The organism is Actinomadura barringtoniae, assembly GCF_017573505.1.
Classification (GTDB): Bacteria; Actinomycetota; Actinomycetes; order Streptosporangiales; family Streptosporangiaceae; genus Spirillospora; species Spirillospora barringtoniae.
In genome coordinates this window covers 230,990-249,297 of the sequence record NZ_JAGEOJ010000009.1, presented here as the reverse complement: position 1 = coordinate 249,297, position 18,308 = coordinate 230,990, and the positions used below count along the sequence as shown (strand labels likewise).

Sequence of the window (18,308 nt, the reverse complement as noted above, 5' to 3'; positions counted from 1 at the left end):
CCACCCCTTTAAAAGGCTGCCAAAGCCAAACCCTTCCAGGCAGAAAAAGAAAGTCCCGTCACTGCGGCATCACGTTCTTGCTAATGAACGGCAAGGACGCCGGAGTTTTCCTCGGGAACCCCTCGGGTAATCCCTGATTGTCATCCGATCAACGTGGTGACCTGGGCTTCTGCTGTCTGTCGGGGGGACGAGAATGGGCGAGCCTAAATCAGCCTGGGAAGCCGCCGAGCTCGAAAAGGCGGGTGCGGAACACCCGCAGACCGACCTCTCGGAGGCCTCCGGCGGCGCCAAACTCGGACTGCCGCAGGCGACCGCCCTGGTCATCGGGAACATCGTCGGGACCGGCATCTTCCTGCTGCCCGCCTCGCTCGCCCAGATCGGCGTCATCAGCTTCCCGGTGATGATCGCGACGATGGTCGGGGCGATCGCCCTGGCCCTGGTCTTCGGCAAGCTCGGCGCGCGCATCCCCGCCAGCGGCGGTCCCTACGCCTACGCGCGCGACGCGTTCGGCGAGTTCGCCGGCTTCTGGACCTCGTGGTCGTTCTGGCTCACCGCGTGGGGCGGCAACGCCGGCATCGCGGTCGCGTGGGTCGGTTACGTCAACTACTTCCTGCACTGGGACAGCACGTTCGGCAAGATCATGATCGGCATCGTCGGGCTCTGGATCCCGGCGCTGATCAACATGACCGGCGTGAAGAACATCGGCATGTTCCAGCTGGTCACGACCGTCCTGAAGTTCGTCCCGCTGATCTTCGTCGGCATCGTCGGGCTCTTCTTCATCAAGTCCGGCAACTTCGGCCCGTTCAACGCCAGCGGCGACTCGATGTGGGATGCCATCTGGCTCGCGGCGGGGCTCATCCTGTTCATCTACTCGGGCATGGAGAGCGTCACGATCGTCGCCGAGCGGATCAAGAACCCCGAGCGCAACGTCGGCAAGGCGAGCATCTACGGCGTGCTGGCCTGCAGCGCGCTCTACCTGCTGGCCACGCTCGCGGTGTTCGGCACCGTGCCGCACGACCAGCTCGCCAACTCCTCGGCGCCGTTCGCCGACGCGATCAACCACATGTTCGGCGGCAGCGCCTGGGGTGGCGTGATGGCCACCTGCGCGATCATCTCCGGCATCGGCGCGCTGAACGGCTGGACGATGCTGGTCGCCGAGATGCCGATGGCCGCGGCCCGGGACGGCATGTTCCCCGCGATCTTCGGCCGGCTGAACCGCCGCGGCGCCCCGGTGGCGGGCATCCTCATCGGCACGGTCCTGACCTCGCTGATGCTGGTGTTCGGCTACTTCCAGGAGAACGCGTTCAACACGATCCTGCTGTTCGCCTCCTTCACCACCGCCATCCCGTACTTCTTCTCCGCCGCCGCGCAGCTGTTCTGGCTCGTCACCGGCGGGCGCACGGTGCACAAGGGTCAGTTCGCCAAGGACATGACCATGGCCACCGTGGCCCTGCTGTTCGCGTTCGCCATCGTCTACGGCTCGGGCGAGCAGGCGGTCATGCTCGGCATCCTCGCGATGCTCATCGGCGTCCCCGTCTACATCTGGACCAAGGCCAAGCGGGGCGAGTACGGGCCCAGGGAGACGGTCTCCGCCGCCCCTGCCGCGCCGACCGAACCCGCCTCCTGACCGCCCGTCGCTCTCACGCGCCTTCTCGCACACATCTACAAGGAGTTCTGGAATGTCTTTCCATGTCGATTCCGAGGTCGGCAAGCTGCGCCAGGTCCTGGTCCACAAGCCGGAGCTGTCGCTGAAGCGCCTCACCCCGTCCAACCACGACGAGTTCCTCTTCGACGACGTGCTGTGGGTGCAGCGCGCCGGTGAGGAGCACGACGAGTTCCAGGAGGTGCTCCGGTCCCGCGACATCAAGGTGCACCAGCTGCTGGACCTGCTGCGCGAGACGATCGAGATCCCCGAGGCCAAGAAGCACATCCTCGACTACGTGATCGACCCGCACTTCTTCGGGCCGCTGTCGACCGACCCGATCCGCAACGCCTTCGACGCGATGGACCTGAAGGAGCTCGGCTCCTACCTGATCGGCGGCATCACCAAGCGCGAGCTGCTGAGCTACATCACCGAGCCGAAGTCGATCGCGTTCCACTCCATGGAGATGGACGACTTCATCCTGCCGCCGCTGCCGAACCATCTGTTCACCCGCGACACCTCGTGCTGGGTCTACGACGGCGTCTCCATCAACGCCATGCGCAAGAAGGCCCGCATGCGCGAGACGGTGAACATGGAGGCCGTCTACAAGTGGCACCCGCTGTTCGAAGCCGGCTATGACAAGCCGGACGCGGGCGGGTTCAACGTGTGGAACCACGGCACCGAGATGGCGCCGGCCACCATCGAGGGCGGCGACGTCCTGGTCATCGGCAACGGTGCGGTCCTCATCGGCATGAGCGAGCGCACCCAGCCGCAGGCGGTGGAGATGCTCGCGCAGTCGCTGTTCAACAAGGGCGCGGCCGAGCGGATCGTGGCCCTGCAGATGCCGCAGAAGCGCGCGTTCATGCACCTGGACACGGTGATGACGATGGTGGACCACGGCGTGTTCACCAAGACCTCGCTCATGGGGATGCTGCCGTCCTACACCGTCGAGCCGGGCGACAACGAGAAGGAGCTGAAGGTCACCGACCACGCTCCCGAGGACATGCACGACGCCATCGCCAAGGCGCTGGGGCTGGACTCGATCAACGTCCTCACGCCGACCACCGACGTCTTCTCCGCCGAGCGCGAGCAGTGGGACGACGGCTCCAACGTGCTGGCGATCGAGCCGGGCGTCGTCGTCGCGTACGAGCGCAACACCACCAGCAACAACTACCTGCGCAGCAACGGCATCGAGGTGCTGACCATCCGCGGCAGCGAGCTCGGCCGGGGCCGTGGCGGTCCCCGCTGCATGAGCTGCCCGATGGAACGCGACGCCTGACCGGGCGCCTGACGCCTCAAGACGCCTCACGAGACCCCTGAAACGGAGCGAACGAACCATGGCATTCAACCTGCGCGGGCGCAGCTTCCTCAAGGAGCTGGACTTCACGCCCAAGGAGTGGAAGTTCCTGCTCGACCTGTCCGCCGACCTCAAGGCGGCCAAGTACTCGGGCACCGAGCGGCAGCACATGGTGGGCAAGAACATCGCCCTCATCTTCGAGAAGACCTCGACCCGCACGCGCTGCGCGTTCGAGGTCGGCGCCCACGACCAGGGCGCGCACGTGACCTACCTGGACCCGAGCGGCTCGCAGATGGGTCACAAGGAGTCCACCAAGGACACCGCGCGCGTGCTGGGCCGGATGTTCGACGGCATCGAGTACCGCGGCAAGAGCCAGCAGGCCGTCGAGGAGCTGGCCGAGTACTCCGGCGTCCCGGTGTGGAACGGTCTGACCGACGAGTGGCACCCCACCCAGATGCTGGCCGACCAGCTCACCATGCGCGAGCACAGCGACAAGCCGCTCCACGAGATCACCTTCGCCTACATGGGCGACGCGCGGAACAACATGGCGCACTCCTACATCGTCTCCGGCGCGCTCATGGGCATGGACGTGCGGATCGTCGCGCCGAAGAGCCTGTGGCCCGACCAGGACATGGTCGTCAAGCCCGCCAAGGAGATCGCGGCCAAGACCGGGGCGAGCATCACCATCACCGACAAGGTCAACGAGGGACTGAAGGGCGCCGACTTCGTCCTGACCGACGTGTGGGTCTCGATGGGCGAGCCCAAGGAGGTCTGGGACGAGCGCATCAAGCTGTTGAAGAAGTACCAGGTCAATGCCAAGGCGCTGAAGGCGACCGGCAACCCGGACGTGAAGTTCATGCACTGCCTGCCCGCCTACCACAACCGTGAGACCGCGGTCGGCGAGGACATCTACGAGAAGACCGGCATGGACGCCCTCGAGGTGACCGAGGAGGTCTTCGAGTCCGACGCCTCGATCGTCTTCGACGAGGCCGAGAACCGCATGCACACGATCAAGGCGATCATGGTCGCCACGCTCGGCTGAGCGCGGTCGCGGGCCGCCGGGGCACCGCGCCCCGGCGGGGCGTCGGGGACAACGGGGACATCAGGGATTCGGGGGAGAGAACATGCGCGTCGTAGTCGCGCTCGGGGGCAACGCGCTGATGCAGCGCGGCGACAAGCCCGACGCCGAGCTGCAGCGGGCCAACGTCATGACCGCGGTCAAGTCGCTGGCGCCGCTCGCCGAGCAGCACGAGCTGATCATCACGCACGGGAACGGGCCGCAGGTCGGCGTGCTGTCGATGGAGAGCATCAACGACCCCAACCTGACCAGGCCGTACCCGCTGGACACCATCGGCGCCGAGACGCAGGGCATGATCGGCTACTGGATGCTCCAGGCGCTGCAGAACGCCCTGCCCGGGCGTCAGGTGCTGGCCCTGATCACCCAGACGCTGGTGTCGGCCGTGGACCCGGCGTTCGAGGACCCGACCAAGTTCGTCGGGCAGGTCTACGGCAAGGACGAGGCCGAGAAGCTCGCCAAGGAGTACGGCTGGAAGGTCAAGCCGGACGGCGAGTACTGGCGCCGCGTGGTGCCCTCGCCGCTGCCGCAGCGCGTCATCGAGACGCGGCTGATCCGCCAGCAGGTGCGGTCGGGCACCGTGGTGATCTGCGCGGGCGGCGGCGGCATCCCGGTCTTCCGTAACGACGTCGGCCAGCTCGAGGGCGTCGAGGCCGTCATCGACAAGGACCTCACCGCGTCGCTGCTGGCCGAGACGCTGGAGGCGGACTGCTTCCTCATCCTCACCGACGTGCCGCGCGTGATGCGCAACTTCGGCACGCCCCGGCAGGAGGAGATCAAGTCCACCACCCCGCACGAGCTGCGGGCCGAGGACTTCCCGGCCGGGTCGATGGGGCCCAAGGTCGACGCGGTCTGCGGCTTCGTGGAGCGGACCGGTGACATGGCGGCGATCGGGCGGCTCGACCAGTGCATGCAGATCCTGGCCGGCACGGCGGGCACGATCGTCACGCCGAACGCCCAGTGGCCCCTGCAGAGCACGCTCTGACCGGCCCCGCCGGTCGGACCGCATAGAGGACGGGGAAGAGCGTGGCCACGGGATTCCAGGCACCGGGCAGCGGCTCGCTGCTGCACAGCCTGATCAGGACCAAACCGGTCGACCAGATCGTCTCCGAGGGCGGCCAGGGCGAGGGCGGCGAGCTGAAGCGCTCGATGAGCCTGCTCCAGCTGACCTTGTTCAGCGTCGGCGCCACCCTGGGCACCGGGATCTTCGTGGTGCTCGGCGAGGCCGTGCCCCTCGCCGGGCCCGCGGTCGTCCTGTCGTTCATCCTGGCCGCCGTGACCGCGCTGTTCTCCGCGCTGTCGTACGCCGAGCTGGCCGGCACGATCCCCGTCTCGGGGTCGTCGTACTCCTACGCGTACGCGACGCTGGGCGAGCTGGTGGCCTGGGTCTGCGGCTGGTGCCTCCTGCTGGAGTACGCGGTCTCGGTGTCGGCGGTCGCGGTCGGCTGGGGCTCGTATCTGAACGAGTTCTTCGACAAGACCTTCGGCTTCACGATGCCGGCCGCGATCAGCAACTCGCCCGGCGACAACGGCGGTGTGATCAACCTGCCCGCCGTCGCGGTGGTGCTGATCGCCACGTTCCTGCTGCTGCGCGGCACGTCCGAGAGCGCCACCGCCAACACGATCATGGTGTTCCTCAAGATCGGTGTGCTGATCTTCTTCTGCGTGGTCGCGTTCACCGCGTTCGACTCCGGCAACATGACCCCGTTCGCGCCGATGGGCTGGGCGGGCATCAGCGCCGCCGGGTCGAAGGTCTTCTTCTCCTACATCGGCTTCGACGCGGCCTCCACGGCGGGCGAGGAGGCCAAGAACCCCAAGCGCGACCTGCCGCTGGCGATCATCTTCTCGCTGGTCATCGTGACCATCGTGTACGTGGCGGTCGGGCTGACCGCGGTCGGCGCGATGCCCTGGCAGCAGTTCGAGCTGAGCGGCTCGGAGGCCTCGCTCGCGCGGGTGCTGGACGTGGCCACCGGCGCGTCCTGGCCCTCGATGATCCTGTCGCTCGGCGCGGTGATCGCGATCGCGAGCGTGGTGCTGACCGTGATGTACGGCCAGACCCGCATCCTGTTCGCGATGTCGCGCGACGGCCTGATCCCGGACATCTTCCAGAAGGTGAACCCGCGCACCTCGGTGCCGGTCGCCAACACCTTCATCGTGGCGACGTTCATCTCGGTGCTGGCCGCGCTGATCCCGCTCGGCAAGCTGGTCGACGCCACCAGCATCGGGACGCTCTTCGCGTTCTCGCTGGTCAGCGTCGGCGTGATCGTGCTGCGCCGGACCCGGCCCGACATGCCGCGCAGCTTCCGCACGCCGTTCTATCCGATCACCCCGCTGCTGGGCATCGGGTTCTGCGTGTACCTGATGTACGGGCTCGGCGGCGTGACCTGGACGGTCTTCCTGCTCTGGACGGCGGTCGGCCTGGTCGCCTACTTCGCCTACGGCCGCCGCCATTCGCGACTCGCCAAGCCTGACGGGGGGATGAACCGATGACCGGCCTGCGCGTCCTCGTCGGCTATTCGCCGGACGAACGGGGCGACGACGCCCTGGCCCTGGCCTGCCTGGTGGCCCGTACGGCCAAGGCCAAGCTGACGGTGGCCAACATCCACCCGCCCGCCTGGCCCGCGCGCGGACCCGGCTCGGTCGACGCCGAGTGGGTCGCCTACCTGAAGGAGCAGGCCGAGGCCGCTCTGGAACAGGCCAGGGAACGCATGTCCGGCGCGAAGGTGCCCAAGAAGGACGTGGACTTCGTCGTCCACGCCAACCGGGGGAGCGGGCGCGGCCTGCTGGAGGTCGCCAAGGAGATCGACGCGGGGCTGATCGTCGTCGGCTCGGCGCCGCGCGGCCGCCGCGACCGGATCGCGATCGGCAGCACGTCCGACCAGTTGCTGCACGGGTCGCCGGTGCCGGTGCTGATGGCGCCGCGTTCCTGGGCCGAGGACGCGCCCAGGAAGTTCGACCGGCTGACGGTGGCGTACTGGCACCGCCCGGCCGGTGAGCGCGCGCTCACCGCCGCGGCGACGTTCGCGGGCTCGCTCGGGCTGCCGGTCCGGCTGGTCACGCTCGTGCTGCGCCCGCCGGGGATCGCGGCCAAGTTCCGCAACGCCGACGAGGTGATGGAACGCCAGTTCGCCCAGGCGGAGAAGGACCTCGCGCACGCCGCCAAGATCATCGGCGAGTCCACCGAGGTCAACACCGAGGCTGTCGGTGGCGCGGGCATCGCCAAGACGCTGGGTACGGTCGATATGCTCGCCGGCGAGGTGCTGGCCGTCATGTCCAGTCACGACGGGCCGCTGCGCAAGGTCTTTCTCGGCGAGAGCTCCGGCAAGATCGTGCGCGCGGCGTCCTGCCCGGTCCTGGTCCTGCCCAGGGGCACCACGGGCCGCTGATCTCGCCCGCTTTTCACCCTTTTTCAGGGAGAAGGTGCAGGTTAGGTAAGGCTTACCTGCGTGAGCGACGACATCGTGAATCGTTTGGCCTGGCGGAATGAATTAAGGCACACTGATGTTGTGAAAAACGTGAGCGAGAACCCGATGCACACCGAGCGCGATACTCGCGCCCGGGTCGCTCGGCTCATTCTCGAGCACGGCCCGGTCACCGCCTCCGTGCTCGGAGAGCGGATGGGGCTCACGCCCGCCGCCGTCCGGCGTCACCTCGACGCCCTCCTCGCGGAGGGCATGATCGAGATCGAGACCCGGCGTTCCCCGGCGAAGAAGGGGCGCGGACGCCCCGCCAAGTGGTTCGCCATCACCGATGCCGGGCGGAACGCGTTCGTTCACGCCTACGATGACCTGGCGACCAGTGCCCTGCGGTTCCTCGCCGAGACGGCGGGGGAGCAGGCGGTGGCCGAGTTCGCGCGACGTCAGGTCGCCGACCTCGAACGACGCTACCACCCGGCCGTCCAGGCGGTCCCGCCGCACCAGCGGGTCCGCAAGCTGGCCGAGGCGCTGTCGGCGGACGGCTACGCGGCCGCCGCGGGCAAGGCGCCGCAGTCGGGCGGCGGGGAACAGCTCTGCCAGCACCACTGTCCCGTCGCGCACGTGGCCGCGGAGTTCCCGCAGCTGTGCGAGGCCGAGACCGAGGCGTTCAGCCGCCTGCTGGGCACTCCGGTGCAGCGGCTGGCGACGATCGCGCACGGCGACGGGATCTGCACGACCCACGTCAGCCCCCGGTCCCTCTGCGGAGGAGAGCCGGCGGCGGACGGACAGATCACAGATGACGAGGAGTCCGGAGGGATCTCCCTATGACTACGGCAGCCCACCCCGAGCTCGAAGGACTTGACAGGTACAAGTTCGGCTGGGCCGACAAGGACGTGGCCGGCGCCTCCGCCCGGCGCGGCCTGAACGAGGATGTCGTGCGCGACATCTCGGCCAAGAAGGGCGAGCCCGACTGGATGCTCGACCTGCGCCTCAAGGGGCTGCGGCTGTTCGACAAGAAGCCGATGCCCTCCTGGGGCTCGGACCTGTCGGAGATCGACTTCGACAACATCAAGTACTTCGTCCGGTCCACCGAGAAGCAGGCCGCCTCCTGGGAGGACCTGCCCGAGGACATCAAGAACACCTACGACAAGCTGGGCATCCCCGAGGCGGAGAAGCAGCGCCTCGTCGCGGGCGTAGCGGCCCAGTACGAGTCCGAGGTGGTCTACCACAAGATCCGTGAGGACCTCGAGGAGAAGGGCGTCATCTTCCTCGACACCGACACGGGCCTGAAGGAGCACCCGGAGATCTTCCAGGAGTACTTCGGCTCGGTGATCCCGGTCGGCGACAACAAGTTCGCCGCGCTGAACACCTCGGTGTGGTCCGGCGGCTCGTTCATCTACGTCCCGCCCGGCGTGCACGTGGAGATCCCGCTCCAGGCCTACTTCCGGATCAACACCGAGAACATGGGCCAGTTCGAGCGGACCCTGATCATCGCCGACGAGGGCTCGTACGTGCACTATGTCGAGGGCTGTACGGCGCCGATCTACAAGTCGGACTCGCTGCACTCGGCCGTCGTGGAGATCGTGGTGAAGAAGGACGCCCGCGTCCGCTACACCACCATCCAGAACTGGTCGAGCAACGTCTACAACCTGGTGACCAAGCGCGCCGTCGCCTACGAGGGCGCGACCATGGAATGGGTCGACGGCAACATCGGCTCCAAGGTCACCATGAAGTACCCGGCCGTCTACCTGCTGGGCGAGCACGCCAAGGGCGAGACGCTGTCGATCGCGTTCGCCGGCGAGGGCCAGCACCAGGACGCCGGCGCCAAGATGGTGCACGCCGCGCCGCACACCTCCAGCAGCGTCATCTCCAAGTCGGTGGCGCGCGGGGGCGGCCGGACCTCCTACCGCGGCCTGGTCCAGGTCCAGGAGGGCGCCGCGCACTCCAAGTCGACGGTGAAGTGCGACGCGCTGCTGGTCGATCAGATCAGCCGGTCCGACACCTACCCCTACGTGGACGTCCGTGAGGACGACGTGGAGATGGGCCACGAGGCCACCGTCTCCAAGGTGTCGGAGGACCAGCTCTTCTACCTGATGAGCCGCGGCATGACCGAGGACGAGGCCATGGCCATGATCGTCCGCGGTTTCGTCGAGCCGATCGCGCGCGAGCTGCCGATGGAATACGCCCTTGAGCTGAACCGGCTCATCGAGCTGCAGATGGAAGGAGCCGTCGGCTGATGGGGCTGGACGAAAGGCCTCTCTCGACTCTGCACGAGAAGGCCTCCTACGAGGTCGCCGATTTCGAGGTGCCGACGGGGCGCGAGGAGGAGTGGCGGTTCACCCCGCTGCGCCGCCTGCGCGGCCTGCACAACGGCAAGGCCGAGCCGACCGGCAAGGTCATCGTCGAGATCGAGGCGGCCCCCGAGGTCACGGTCGAGACCGTCGGCCGGGACGACGAGCGGCTCGGCAAGGCCTACGTGCCTGCCGACCGGGTGAGCGCGCAGGCCTACGCCTCGTTCACCCACGCCACGGTCGTCACGGTGCCCAAGGAGGCGGTCGCCTCCACGCCGACGATCCTGCGCGTCCGGGGCGAGAGCGCCGAGGGCGCCGCGTTCGGCCACACCACCGTGATCCTCGAGCCGTTCGCCGAGGCGACCGTGGTGCTCGCGCACCGCGGCAGCGCCACCTACGCCGACAACGTCGAGTTCATCGTCGGCGACGGCGCCCGGCTGTCGGTGATCAGCCTCCAGGACTGGAACGACGACGCCGTGCACGTCTCCCACCAGCACGCCAAGCTGGCCAAGGACGCGCGGTTCGTCAGCCACAACGTCAGCCTCGGCGGCGACGTGGTGCGCATCTCCCCGTCGGTGGTCTACGACGCGCCCGGCGGCGACGCCGAGCTCTACGGGGTCTACTTCGCCGACGGCGGCCAGCACCTGGAGCACCGCCTGCTGGTCGACCACGTCGTGCCAAACTGTCGCAGCCGCGTCGACTACCGCGGCGCGCTGCAGGACCAGGACGCGCACGCGGTCTGGATCGGCGACGTGATCATCCGCGCGGAGGCCGAGGGCACCGACACCTACGAGCTGAACCGCAACCTGGTGCTTACCGACGGCACCCGGGTCGACTCGGTGCCGAACCTGGAGATCCTCACCGGCGAGGTCGCCGGCGCGGGGCACGCCTCGGCGTCCGGGCGGCTGGACGACGAGCACCTGTTCTACCTGCAGGCGCGCGGCATCACCTTCGACGAGGCCCGCCGCATGGTCGTGCGCGGCTTCCTCGGCCAGCTCATCGAGCGCATCGAGGTGGCCGAGGTCCGCGACAAGGTGCAGGAGGCGATCGAGGCCGAGCTCGACCAGGGAGCACGCACGCGATGACCTTCGTGAAGGTGTGCCCGCTGGCCGAGATCCCCGCCGACGGGGCGATGGCCGTGGAGATCGACGACACGCCGGTCGCGCTGGTGCGCAGCGGCGAGAGCGTCTACGCGCTGAACGACATCTGCTCCCACGCCGAGGTCTCGCTCTCCGAGGGCGAGGTCTACGACGGCACCATCGAGTGCTGGCTGCACGGGTCGTGCTTCGACCTGCGCACCGGCAAGCCCACCAACCCGCCGGCCACGCAGCCGGTCGCCACCTACAAGATCAAGGTCGAGGACGGCGACGTCTACGTCTCGCTCGGCTCCGACGACTGACGACGTTCCGACCGACGACTACGAGAGAGCTCAGATAGATATGGCCACGCTAGAGATCCGCGACCTCCACGTCTCCGTCGCCGACGGCACGGACGGGACCAAGGAGATCCTGCGCGGGGTCGACCTGACCGTGAAGGCCGGCGAGACCCACGCGATCATGGGGCCGAACGGCTCCGGCAAGTCCACCCTCGCCTACGCGATCGCCGGGCACCCGAAATACGACGTGACCTCCGGCACCGTCACGCTGGACGGCGAGGACGTCCTGGCGATGAGCGTCGACGAGCGCTCCCGCGCGGGCCTGTTCCTGGCGATGCAGTACCCGGTCGAGGTCCCGGGCGTCTCGGTGTCCAACTTCCTGCGCTCGGCCGTCACCGCGGTCCGCGGTGAGGCGCCGAAGCTGCGGGAGTTCTCCAAGGAGATGAAGCAGGCGATGGAGAACCTCTCCATCGACCCCGCGTTCGCCCAGCGCAGCCTGAACGAGGGCTTCTCCGGCGGCGAGAAGAAGCGCCACGAGATCCTCCAGCTGGAGATGCTGAAGCCCAAGCTCGCGATCCTCGACGAGACCGACTCCGGCCTCGACGTCGACGCGCTGAAGGTCGTCTCCGAGGGCGTCAACCGCTTCTCCGAGGGCGGCGAGACCGGCGTCCTGCTGATCACGCACTACACCCGCATCCTGCGGTACGTGAAGCCCGACTTCGTGCACGTCTTCGCCGGCGGCCGCGTCGTCGAGGAGGGCGGCCCGGAGCTGGCCGAGCAGCTGGAGAACGAGGGCTACGAGAAGTACGTGAAGGCGGCGGCCGCGTCATGAGCCTGCTCCCCGAGGAGATCAAGAAGGACTTCCCCCTGCTGTCCCGCACCGTCCGGGGCGGCCGGCCCCTGGTGTATCTCGACTCGGGGGCGACCTCGCAGAAGCCGCTCGCCGTGCTGGACGCCGAGCGCGACTTCTACGAGCGGCATAACGCCGCTCCGCACCGCGGCGCGCACCTGCTCGCCGAGGAGGCGACCGAGGCCTACGAGAACGCGCGGGCCGCGATCGCGCAGTTCATCGGCGCGGTGCCGGGCGAGATCGTGTTCACCAAGAACGCGACCGAGGGCATCAACCTGGTCGCCTACGCGATGAGCAACGCCGCCACCTCCGGGCCCGAGGCCGAGCGCTTCAGGGTCGGCCCCGGCGACGAGATCGTCGTGACCGAGATGGAGCACCACGCCAACCTGGTGCCCTGGCAGCAGTTGTGCCAGCGGACCGGCGCCACGCTGCGCTGGTTCGGCATCACCGACGACGGCCGCCTGGACCTGGACGAGCTCGACACGATGGTGAACGAGCGCACCAAGCTGGTCGCGCTCACTCACCAGTCCAACGTGCTCGGCACCGTTCCGCCGATCAAGCAGATCACCGAGCGGGCGCACCAGGTGGGCGCGCTGGTCCTGCTGGACGCCGCGCAGTCGGTGCCGCACCAGCCGGTCGACGTGCGCGACCTCGGCGCCGACTTCCTGGCCTTCTCGGGGCACAAGATGCTCGGCCCGACCGGCATCGGCGTGCTGTGGGGCCGCCGCGACCTGCTGGACGTCATGCCGCCGTTCATCACCGGCGGGTCCATGATCGAGGTCGTCCGGATGGAGGGCACCACGTTCATGCCGCCGCCGCAGCGGTTCGAGGCGGGCGTCCCGATGACCGCGCAGGCGATCGGTCTGGGCGCGGCGGTCGACTACCTGGCCGAGATCGGCATGGACCGCGTCCAGGCGCACGAGGAGACCCTCACCGCCTACGCGCTGGAGCGGCTCGCCGAGATCCCCGGCGTCCGGATCGTCGGCCCGGAGACCACCGACGCCCGCGGCGGCGCGCTGTCGTTCACCGTGAACGACATCCACCCGCACGACGTCGGCCAGGTCCTGGACGAGCTCGGCATCGCGGTCCGCGTCGGGCACCACTGCGCGTGGCCGATCTGCCGCCGGTTCGGCATCCCGGCGACCACCCGGGCGACGTTCTACCTCTACAACGACCTGCACGACGTGGACGCGCTCGCCGAAGGCGTCCGCCAGGCGCAGAAGTTCTTCGGCACCCAGCCTTGATCGGGGGGGCTCAGGGGGGTCGTCCCCCCTGAGAGGAACAGCCTGAAAGACCCCGGTGTTGTAGCCGGAAGAGAACCCTCAGAAGGAAAAGGGAGTCATGCAGCTCGAGGCGATGTACCAGGAGGTCATCCTGGATCATTACCGCAACCCCCACCACAAGGGGCTGCGGGAGCCGTACGAGGGCGAGGCGCACCACGTCAACCCGACCTGCGGTGACGAGGTGACGCTGCGCGTGCACCTGGACGGCGAGGGCCAGGACGCCACCGTCGCGGACGTCTCGTACGACGCCATGGGCTGCTCGATCAGCCAGGCCAGCGCGTCGGTGATGACCGACCTCATCATCGGCAAGTCGGTCAAGGAGGCGATGGCCGTCGGTGACGAGTTCCTCGCGCTGATGCAGTCGCGCGGCCAGGGCGAGCCCGACGAGGATGTTCTCGAGGACGCCGTCGCCTTCGTCGGGGTCTCCAAGTACCCCGCCCGCATCAAGTGCGCCCTGCTCGCCTGGATGGCGTGGAAGGACGCGACCGCTCGTGCTCTTGGAGAGGCATCATGACTGACACCCCGGCCACCGAAACCCCGGCTCCGGCGAGCGACGCCGCGGCTCCGGAGTCCGGCGCCACGGCTCCGGAGACGGACGCCACGGCGAGCGCCGCGACCGGCACGATCCCGGACGAGGAGCTCCTCGAGGCGCTCAAGGACGTCGTCGACCCCGAGCTCGGCATCAACGTGGTCGACCTCGGCCTGGTCTACGGCGTGAACGTCGACGACGAGATCGCCACCCTGGACATGACGCTCACCAGCGCCGCCTGCCCGCTCACCGACGTGATCGAGGACCAGGCGCACAGCGCGCTGGAGGGCATGGTCAAGGACGTCAAGATCAACTGGGTCTGGCTGCCGCCGTGGGGCCCTGACAAGATCACCGATGAGGGTCGCGACCAGCTCCGCGCCCTCGGCTTCAACGTCTGAGACAGCGACAGAGGCAGAGACACAGACAGCGACGAGCCGGGTCCCGTCCTCCGGGGCCCGGCTCGTCGTCGTCAGGCGCCCTTGCCCTTGTCTCCGCCCTTGTCCTCGGCCTCTTCGGACAGGGCCTCGATGATGTGCTGGCGGACCAGGGCCAGATGCTCGCGCAAATGCCGTTCGGCCGCGTCGGCGTCGCCCCGGGCGGCCAGCCGGGCCAGCTCGCGGTGCCCGCCGGCCGGATGGTCGACGTGCAGGCCCAGCAGGTAGCGGCCGACCGCGTTGCGGAGATCCTCGATGATCTCGACGGCGGTGGGGTTCTCCGCCGCGTCGTACAGCTCCCGGTAGAAGGCGACCCGGTCCTCCAGCGAGGGATGCTCGTCCAGCCCGGCGCCGAGCTCGCGCAGCCGGGCCGCCCGCGCGGAGGTCATCCGGGCGACCGACCGGCGCAGCACGTGGGTCTCCAGCAGCAGCCGCAGCTCGTAGATCTCCCGGACCTGCTCGACCGTCAGGGACCGCACGACCGCGCCGCGGTGCGGATGGAACGAGACCAGCCCCTCCGACTCCAGCTGCATGAGCGCCGTGCGGACCGGGATGCGCGACACCCCGATCCGCTCGGCCAGGTCCTCCTGCCGCAGGCGCTCGCCGGGCGCGAACACCCCGGCCAGGATGCACTCGCGGATGATCTCGAAGGTCATCTCGCCGACCGTGCGGTAACGGCTGGACAGCCGGGCGACGACCTCGGCGATCGCCGGGTCCGGAGCGGCTGCCTGCTTCAGGGCCATCGGCCTCCCACTTCCACTGGATTCTGCATCCAATCCTAGCGAAGCCGGGGGAGCACCTCCGTCGCCAGGAGGTCGATCTGCTCGAACCAGCGGGCGAACTTGAACCGGAAGTCGAACACCAGATGCTCGACGCCCGCCTCCTCGAACTTGCGGACCTCGCGGACCACGTCGTCGGGGTCGCCCGCGATCAGCTGACCCTCCAGATCCTCGGCGGTCTCGAACCGCCCCGACGGCGGCTTGACGGCGAACTTGGACTTGTTGGCCCAGGCCAGCAGGCCCGGAACGTTCACATCGCGCAAGGCCTCCTCCCGGGTCGCCTCGATCGAGGTCGGCGGGATGACCGCGACGGTCGGCATCGGGCGGCCGTTGTCGCCCGTCAGCTCCCGCATCGACTCGATCCGCCGCTCGATGGTGCGCAGGGAGATGCGCCCGGGCATCCAGCCGTCGGCGTACTCGGCGGCCAGCCGGGCCGAGCGGGGCGTGGCGCCGCAGTACCAGAACGGGACGGGCCCGCCGACCGGCTTCGGCTCGATGGTGATGTTCTCGAACGCGAAGTTCTCGTCCTTGTAGGTGACGTCGTTCTCGGTCGCCACCCGCCGCAGGATCTCGGCGTTGGAACGGACGAGCGAGACCCGGTCGCGGTCGCCCCAGCCGATCGCCTCGAACTCGTGGTCATAGGTGCCCGCGCCGAAGCCCAGGATCAGGCGCGGCCCGACCAGCCGCGTCATCGTTCCCGCCATCAGCGCGGTCGTGAGCGGATGCCGGAACGGGATGAGCGAGCCGGTGCCGAGCTGGATCCGTTCGGTCACCGCGCCGATCGCGGTCAGCGTGGTGAGCGCGTCGTAGAACGAGCGGTCCGGCTTCTCCATCTCGCCGTGCGGCTCGAACACCAGGTGGTCGCGGACCCAGACCGAGTCGAAGCCCGCCTCCTCCGCGCGCCGCGACCCGTCCAGGATCTTGCCACGGTCGGCGTGCTCGCCGAAGTGCGGCAGCAGCAGTCCGAATTTCATGCGAGCCTCCCATGACCCGGGGCGCCGGTGACGCACCCGTCGGCGTAAACCTCGGTACCGCGGACGAAGGTCCGCTCGATCCGCACCCGGCAGTCACGGCCCGCGTACGGAGTCCAGCCGCAGCGCGAGAGCACGTCGGCGTCGGTGATCGTCCAGGGCGAGTCCGGATCGGCGATGACGATGTCGGCGTCGTGGCCGGGCAGCAGCGCGCCCTTGCGTCCCGCCAGCCCGAACTCGCGCGCCGGGACCTCGGCGACCAGCTCGGCCACCCGGGCGAGCGTCAGGTCGCCGCGCGCGGCGGCGTCCAGGAGCAGCGGGTAGTAGTACTGGATTCCGGGAGTGCCGGTGTGGGCGCTCCACATCCTGGTCCAGCCGATCTCCTTCTCGTCCCGGGTGTGCGGGGCGTGGTCGGAGGAGCAGACGTCGATCGTTCCGTCGCGCAGGCCCTCCCAGACCGCGGCGCGCGCGTCGTCGGGCACCCAGTAGGACAGCGCGTACGGGCCGAGCCGCTCCACGTCGTCCCAGGTGGCCAGGAACAGCGCCCAGTGGTTGACCTCGCAGGTCACGTCGACGCCCGCCGCCTTGGCGCGGCGCACGGCCTCGATCGAACGGCGGGTCTGCATGTGCGCGAGGTGAACGGGGCAGCCGGACGCCTCCGCCAGCCGGAGCACGACGTCGATCGCGGTGTCCCAGATGACGCCCTGCCGTTCGGCGTAGGCGCGGGCGTAGGCCTGGGGCGTGTTCTCGCCGCGTTCCAGGTAGGCGCCCTCGATGTAGTCCATGAGCGCCTGGTCGTGCGGGTGGACGATGAAGCGCTTGCCGGTCTTGGCGATCGTGTCCATCATCCGCAGCAGGTCGCCGTGGTCGTGCATGCCCGTCCCCGCCGGATGCGGGTACGTGCGGCCCGTGTCGACCACCATGTAGACCTTGTAGGCCCGCACCCCCTGCTCGGCCATGAGGGGGATCTGGTCGGGGATCGTCGCGGCGGGGTTGTGGTTGTAGTCCACGATCGAGGACGCCTCGTACAGCTTGAAGGTGTCCGCCAGGACCGTGGCGGTGGTGGTCGGCGGGTTGAGGTTGGGCATCCCGAAGATGGTGGTGACCCCGCCGGCGGCCGCCTGCTCGCTGGTCGTGCGGATGTCCTCCTTGTGGGTGAACCCGGGCTCGCGGGTGTGCACGTGAACGTCCACCATCCCGGGCAGCACGAGCCGTCCCGTGGCGTCGACCACCCGTTCCGCCGGCGCCTCCGCGCCGGGCTCGACGAGGCCGGCGACGCGGCCCCCGGAGACGAGCACGTCGGCGTTCAGCTCCCCGCCGGGGACGACGACGCGCCCGCCGTGAATCCTCAGGTCAGCCGGCATCGGGGACCTCCAGCCGCTCCACCCCGCCCGGCGCGCAGATCACGACGTTCGCGGGGCCGAGGTGCCGGTCGAACCACGCGACGATCCGCGGCGTCACGGTCTCCCAGTAGCGGTCGTAGGCGGCGTAGTGCGTGGTGTGCCTCTGCATGATCAGCTCTTTCGGGCCGCGCGCCGCCGCGTAGACCCGTTCGGCATGGTCGGTCGGGGTCGTCGCGTCGCCCTCGATGCCGATCACCAGCAGCGGGACGGTGAGCGCGGCGGCGGCGTCCACCGGCCGGTAGGCCAGGATCTCCTCCACCGCAGGCGCGAATTCGACCTGCTCCGGAACGCGCCCGTCCACGTCCGCCTTGACCTTGGTCGCCCGCCGCTCCTTGGTGGGCACCATGATCTCCTCGCGCGGGTGCACCGCCCGGCCCTTGCCGGTGGCGACCCGCTCGCGCCGATCGGCGCGCACGCTCGCCAGGAAGTCCAGCCACTCGTACTCGCTGCGCATCCGGTGCAGCCAGTCGGCACCGTCGGCCACCGGGAGCTGGCTGACCGCCGCGCGCACGCGCGGGTCGGCGGCCGCCAGCAGCACCGCGTTCCCGCCGCCCGTGCCGCCGCTGCCGAACACCCCGATCCCGTCCGGCACGACGTCGTCGCGGGTCTCCAGATAGGTCACCGCGCTGCGCAGGTCCTGGAGCTGCCGGGCGGGGGAGAGCAGGCCGCGATCGCCGCCCGAGCCGCCGAACCCGCGGTAGTCGAAGACCAGGACCGCGAAGCCCGCGTCGGTGAGGGCCTGGTGGTAGCGGACATAGAGCCCCGCGTCCTTGAGCCCGAGCCAGCCGGGGCCCTGCACGATCACGCGGTACGGCCCGGGGGAGTCGTCGGGGGTGCGCCACAGGGCGCCGATCTGATCACCGTCGGAGAACCAGCCGACCTCTTCGGTACGCATGGACCCCAGGGTGAATTTTGTATCCAATCAATGTCAAGAGAGAGCGGCTCTGAGGTTGATATGCCGGT

At 69.1% G+C, this 18,308-nt stretch carries 18 protein-coding genes; 14 read left to right on the top strand and 4 right to left on the bottom strand.

Annotation, left to right across the window (positions count from 1 at the left end; translation table 11 throughout):
- Positions 1-193 precede the first annotated feature (193 nt).
- The 14 genes from J4573_RS23120 (at position 194) to J4573_RS23055 (ending at position 14,156) form a co-directional block, all read left to right on the top strand.
- Positions 194-1,627 (top strand): amino acid permease, encoded by a 1,434-nt coding sequence (locus J4573_RS23120; RefSeq protein ID WP_208257886.1) that lies wholly within the window; start codon positions 194-196, stop codon positions 1,625-1,627.
- A 52-nt stretch (positions 1,628-1,679) separates the two neighbouring features.
- Positions 1,680-2,921 (top strand): arginine deiminase, encoded by a 1,242-nt coding sequence (locus J4573_RS23115; RefSeq protein WP_208257885.1) that lies wholly within the window; start codon positions 1,680-1,682, stop codon positions 2,919-2,921.
- Positions 2,922-2,979: 58 nt separating this feature from the next.
- Positions 2,980-3,981, top strand: a complete 1,002-nt coding sequence (gene argF, locus J4573_RS23110; protein ID WP_208257884.1) for an ornithine carbamoyltransferase — start codon at positions 2,980-2,982, stop codon at positions 3,979-3,981.
- Positions 3,982-4,063: 82 nt separating this feature from the next.
- Positions 4,064-4,999, top strand: coding sequence for a carbamate kinase (arcC, locus tag J4573_RS23105; protein ID WP_208257883.1), 936 nt, complete (start codon positions 4,064-4,066; stop codon positions 4,997-4,999).
- A 41-nt stretch (positions 5,000-5,040) separates the two neighbouring features.
- Complete coding sequence (locus J4573_RS23100; protein WP_208257882.1) at positions 5,041-6,504, top strand: amino acid permease; 1,464 nt, start codon at positions 5,041-5,043, stop codon at positions 6,502-6,504.
- Entirely contained in the window at positions 6,501-7,400 is a 900-nt protein-coding gene (locus tag J4573_RS23095; protein WP_208257881.1) for a universal stress protein, read from the top strand. The genes J4573_RS23100 and J4573_RS23095 overlap by 4 nt, the downstream gene beginning before the upstream one ends.
- Before the next feature lie 144 nt (positions 7,401-7,544).
- Positions 7,545-8,258 (top strand): helix-turn-helix transcriptional regulator, encoded by a 714-nt coding sequence (locus J4573_RS23090; RefSeq protein WP_208258074.1) that lies wholly within the window; start codon positions 7,545-7,547, stop codon positions 8,256-8,258.
- The gene (sufB, locus tag J4573_RS23085; protein ID WP_208257880.1) at positions 8,255-9,667 is read left to right on the top strand and encodes a Fe-S cluster assembly protein SufB; all 1,413 of its coding nucleotides are present in this window, start codon (positions 8,255-8,257) and stop codon (positions 9,665-9,667) included. The genes J4573_RS23090 and sufB overlap by 4 nt, the downstream gene beginning before the upstream one ends.
- Complete coding sequence (sufD, locus tag J4573_RS23080) at positions 9,667-10,806, top strand: Fe-S cluster assembly protein SufD (RefSeq protein WP_208257879.1); 1,140 nt, start codon at positions 9,667-9,669, stop codon at positions 10,804-10,806. The genes sufB and sufD overlap by 1 nt, the downstream gene beginning before the upstream one ends.
- Positions 10,803-11,120, top strand: coding sequence for a non-heme iron oxygenase ferredoxin subunit (locus J4573_RS23075; protein WP_208257878.1), 318 nt, complete (start codon positions 10,803-10,805; stop codon positions 11,118-11,120). Before sufD ends, J4573_RS23075 begins: the two co-directional genes overlap by 4 nt.
- A gap of 40 nt (positions 11,121-11,160) precedes the next feature.
- The gene (sufC, locus tag J4573_RS23070; RefSeq protein ID WP_208257877.1) at positions 11,161-11,928 is read left to right on the top strand and encodes a Fe-S cluster assembly ATPase SufC; all 768 of its coding nucleotides are present in this window, start codon (positions 11,161-11,163) and stop codon (positions 11,926-11,928) included.
- A complete protein-coding gene (locus J4573_RS23065; protein ID WP_208257876.1) occupies positions 11,925-13,190 on the top strand; it encodes a cysteine desulfurase in 1,266 nt (421 codons plus the stop codon). The genes sufC and J4573_RS23065 overlap by 4 nt, the downstream gene beginning before the upstream one ends.
- 97 nt (positions 13,191-13,287) lie before the next feature.
- Positions 13,288-13,743, top strand: a complete 456-nt coding sequence (sufU, locus tag J4573_RS23060) for a Fe-S cluster assembly sulfur transfer protein SufU (protein ID WP_208257875.1) — start codon at positions 13,288-13,290, stop codon at positions 13,741-13,743.
- Positions 13,740-14,156 (top strand): metal-sulfur cluster assembly factor, encoded by a 417-nt coding sequence (locus tag J4573_RS23055; protein WP_208257874.1) that lies wholly within the window; start codon positions 13,740-13,742, stop codon positions 14,154-14,156. Before sufU ends, J4573_RS23055 begins: the two co-directional genes overlap by 4 nt.
- A gap of 71 nt (positions 14,157-14,227) precedes the next feature.
- Here the strand turns inward: J4573_RS23055 and J4573_RS23050 are convergent, their stop codons facing one another.
- From J4573_RS23050 to J4573_RS23035, 4 genes are read right to left on the bottom strand one after another with little or no spacing between them, the layout of a single operon-like run.
- On the bottom strand, positions 14,228-14,935 hold the full coding sequence (locus J4573_RS23050; protein WP_208257873.1) for a GntR family transcriptional regulator: 708 nt from the start codon (positions 14,933-14,935) through the stop codon (positions 14,228-14,230).
- 35 nt (positions 14,936-14,970) lie between these two features.
- The gene (locus J4573_RS23045) at positions 14,971-15,945 is read right to left on the bottom strand and encodes an LLM class flavin-dependent oxidoreductase (RefSeq protein WP_208257872.1); all 975 of its coding nucleotides are present in this window, start codon (positions 15,943-15,945) and stop codon (positions 14,971-14,973) included.
- Positions 15,942-17,306: a dihydroorotase gene (locus J4573_RS23040; RefSeq protein ID WP_208257871.1), complete on the bottom strand. Its 1,365-nt coding sequence runs from the start codon at positions 17,304-17,306 to the stop codon at positions 15,942-15,944. Before J4573_RS23040 ends, J4573_RS23045 begins: the two co-directional genes overlap by 4 nt.
- Positions 17,296-18,240 (bottom strand): alpha/beta hydrolase, encoded by a 945-nt coding sequence (locus J4573_RS23035; protein WP_208257870.1) that lies wholly within the window; start codon positions 18,238-18,240, stop codon positions 17,296-17,298. Before J4573_RS23035 ends, J4573_RS23040 begins: the two co-directional genes overlap by 11 nt.
- Positions 18,241-18,308: the final 68 nt, after the last annotated feature.

Excerpts from the sequence above, each read along its gene's own strand:
- J4573_RS23115 (WP_208257885.1), top strand. The coding sequence starts at position 1,680 with ATGTCTTTCCATGTCGATTCCGAGGTCGGCAAGCTGCGCCAGGTCCTG.
- J4573_RS23065 (WP_208257876.1), top strand. The coding sequence starts at position 11,925 with ATGAGCCTGCTCCCCGAGGAGATCAAGAAGGACTTCCCCCTGCTGTCC.
- sufB (WP_208257880.1), top strand. The coding sequence starts at position 8,255 with ATGACTACGGCAGCCCACCCCGAGCTCGAAGGACTTGACAGGTACAAG.
- J4573_RS23075 (WP_208257878.1), top strand. The coding sequence starts at position 10,803 with ATGACCTTCGTGAAGGTGTGCCCGCTGGCCGAGATCCCCGCCGACGGG.
- J4573_RS23090 (WP_208258074.1), top strand. The coding sequence starts at position 7,545 with ATGCACACCGAGCGCGATACTCGCGCCCGGGTCGCTCGGCTCATTCTC.
- sufD (WP_208257879.1), top strand. The coding sequence starts at position 9,667 with ATGGGGCTGGACGAAAGGCCTCTCTCGACTCTGCACGAGAAGGCCTCC.
- J4573_RS23050 (WP_208257873.1), bottom strand. The coding sequence starts at position 14,935 with ATGGCCCTGAAGCAGGCAGCCGCTCCGGACCCGGCGATCGCCGAGGTC.
- sufU (WP_208257875.1), top strand. The coding sequence starts at position 13,288 with ATGCAGCTCGAGGCGATGTACCAGGAGGTCATCCTGGATCATTACCGC.
- J4573_RS23040 (WP_208257871.1), bottom strand. The coding sequence starts at position 17,306 with ATGCCGGCTGACCTGAGGATTCACGGCGGGCGCGTCGTCGTCCCCGGC.
- argF (WP_208257884.1), top strand. The coding sequence starts at position 2,980 with ATGGCATTCAACCTGCGCGGGCGCAGCTTCCTCAAGGAGCTGGACTTC.
- sufC (WP_208257877.1), top strand. The coding sequence starts at position 11,161 with ATGGCCACGCTAGAGATCCGCGACCTCCACGTCTCCGTCGCCGACGGC.
- J4573_RS23055 (WP_208257874.1), top strand. The coding sequence starts at position 13,740 with ATGACTGACACCCCGGCCACCGAAACCCCGGCTCCGGCGAGCGACGCC.
- J4573_RS23095 (WP_208257881.1), top strand. The coding sequence starts at position 6,501 with ATGACCGGCCTGCGCGTCCTCGTCGGCTATTCGCCGGACGAACGGGGC.
- J4573_RS23120 (WP_208257886.1), top strand. The coding sequence starts at position 194 with ATGGGCGAGCCTAAATCAGCCTGGGAAGCCGCCGAGCTCGAAAAGGCG.
- J4573_RS23035 (WP_208257870.1), bottom strand. The coding sequence starts at position 18,240 with ATGCGTACCGAAGAGGTCGGCTGGTTCTCCGACGGTGATCAGATCGGC.
- J4573_RS23045 (WP_208257872.1), bottom strand. The coding sequence starts at position 15,945 with ATGAAATTCGGACTGCTGCTGCCGCACTTCGGCGAGCACGCCGACCGT.
- arcC (WP_208257883.1), top strand. The coding sequence starts at position 4,064 with ATGCGCGTCGTAGTCGCGCTCGGGGGCAACGCGCTGATGCAGCGCGGC.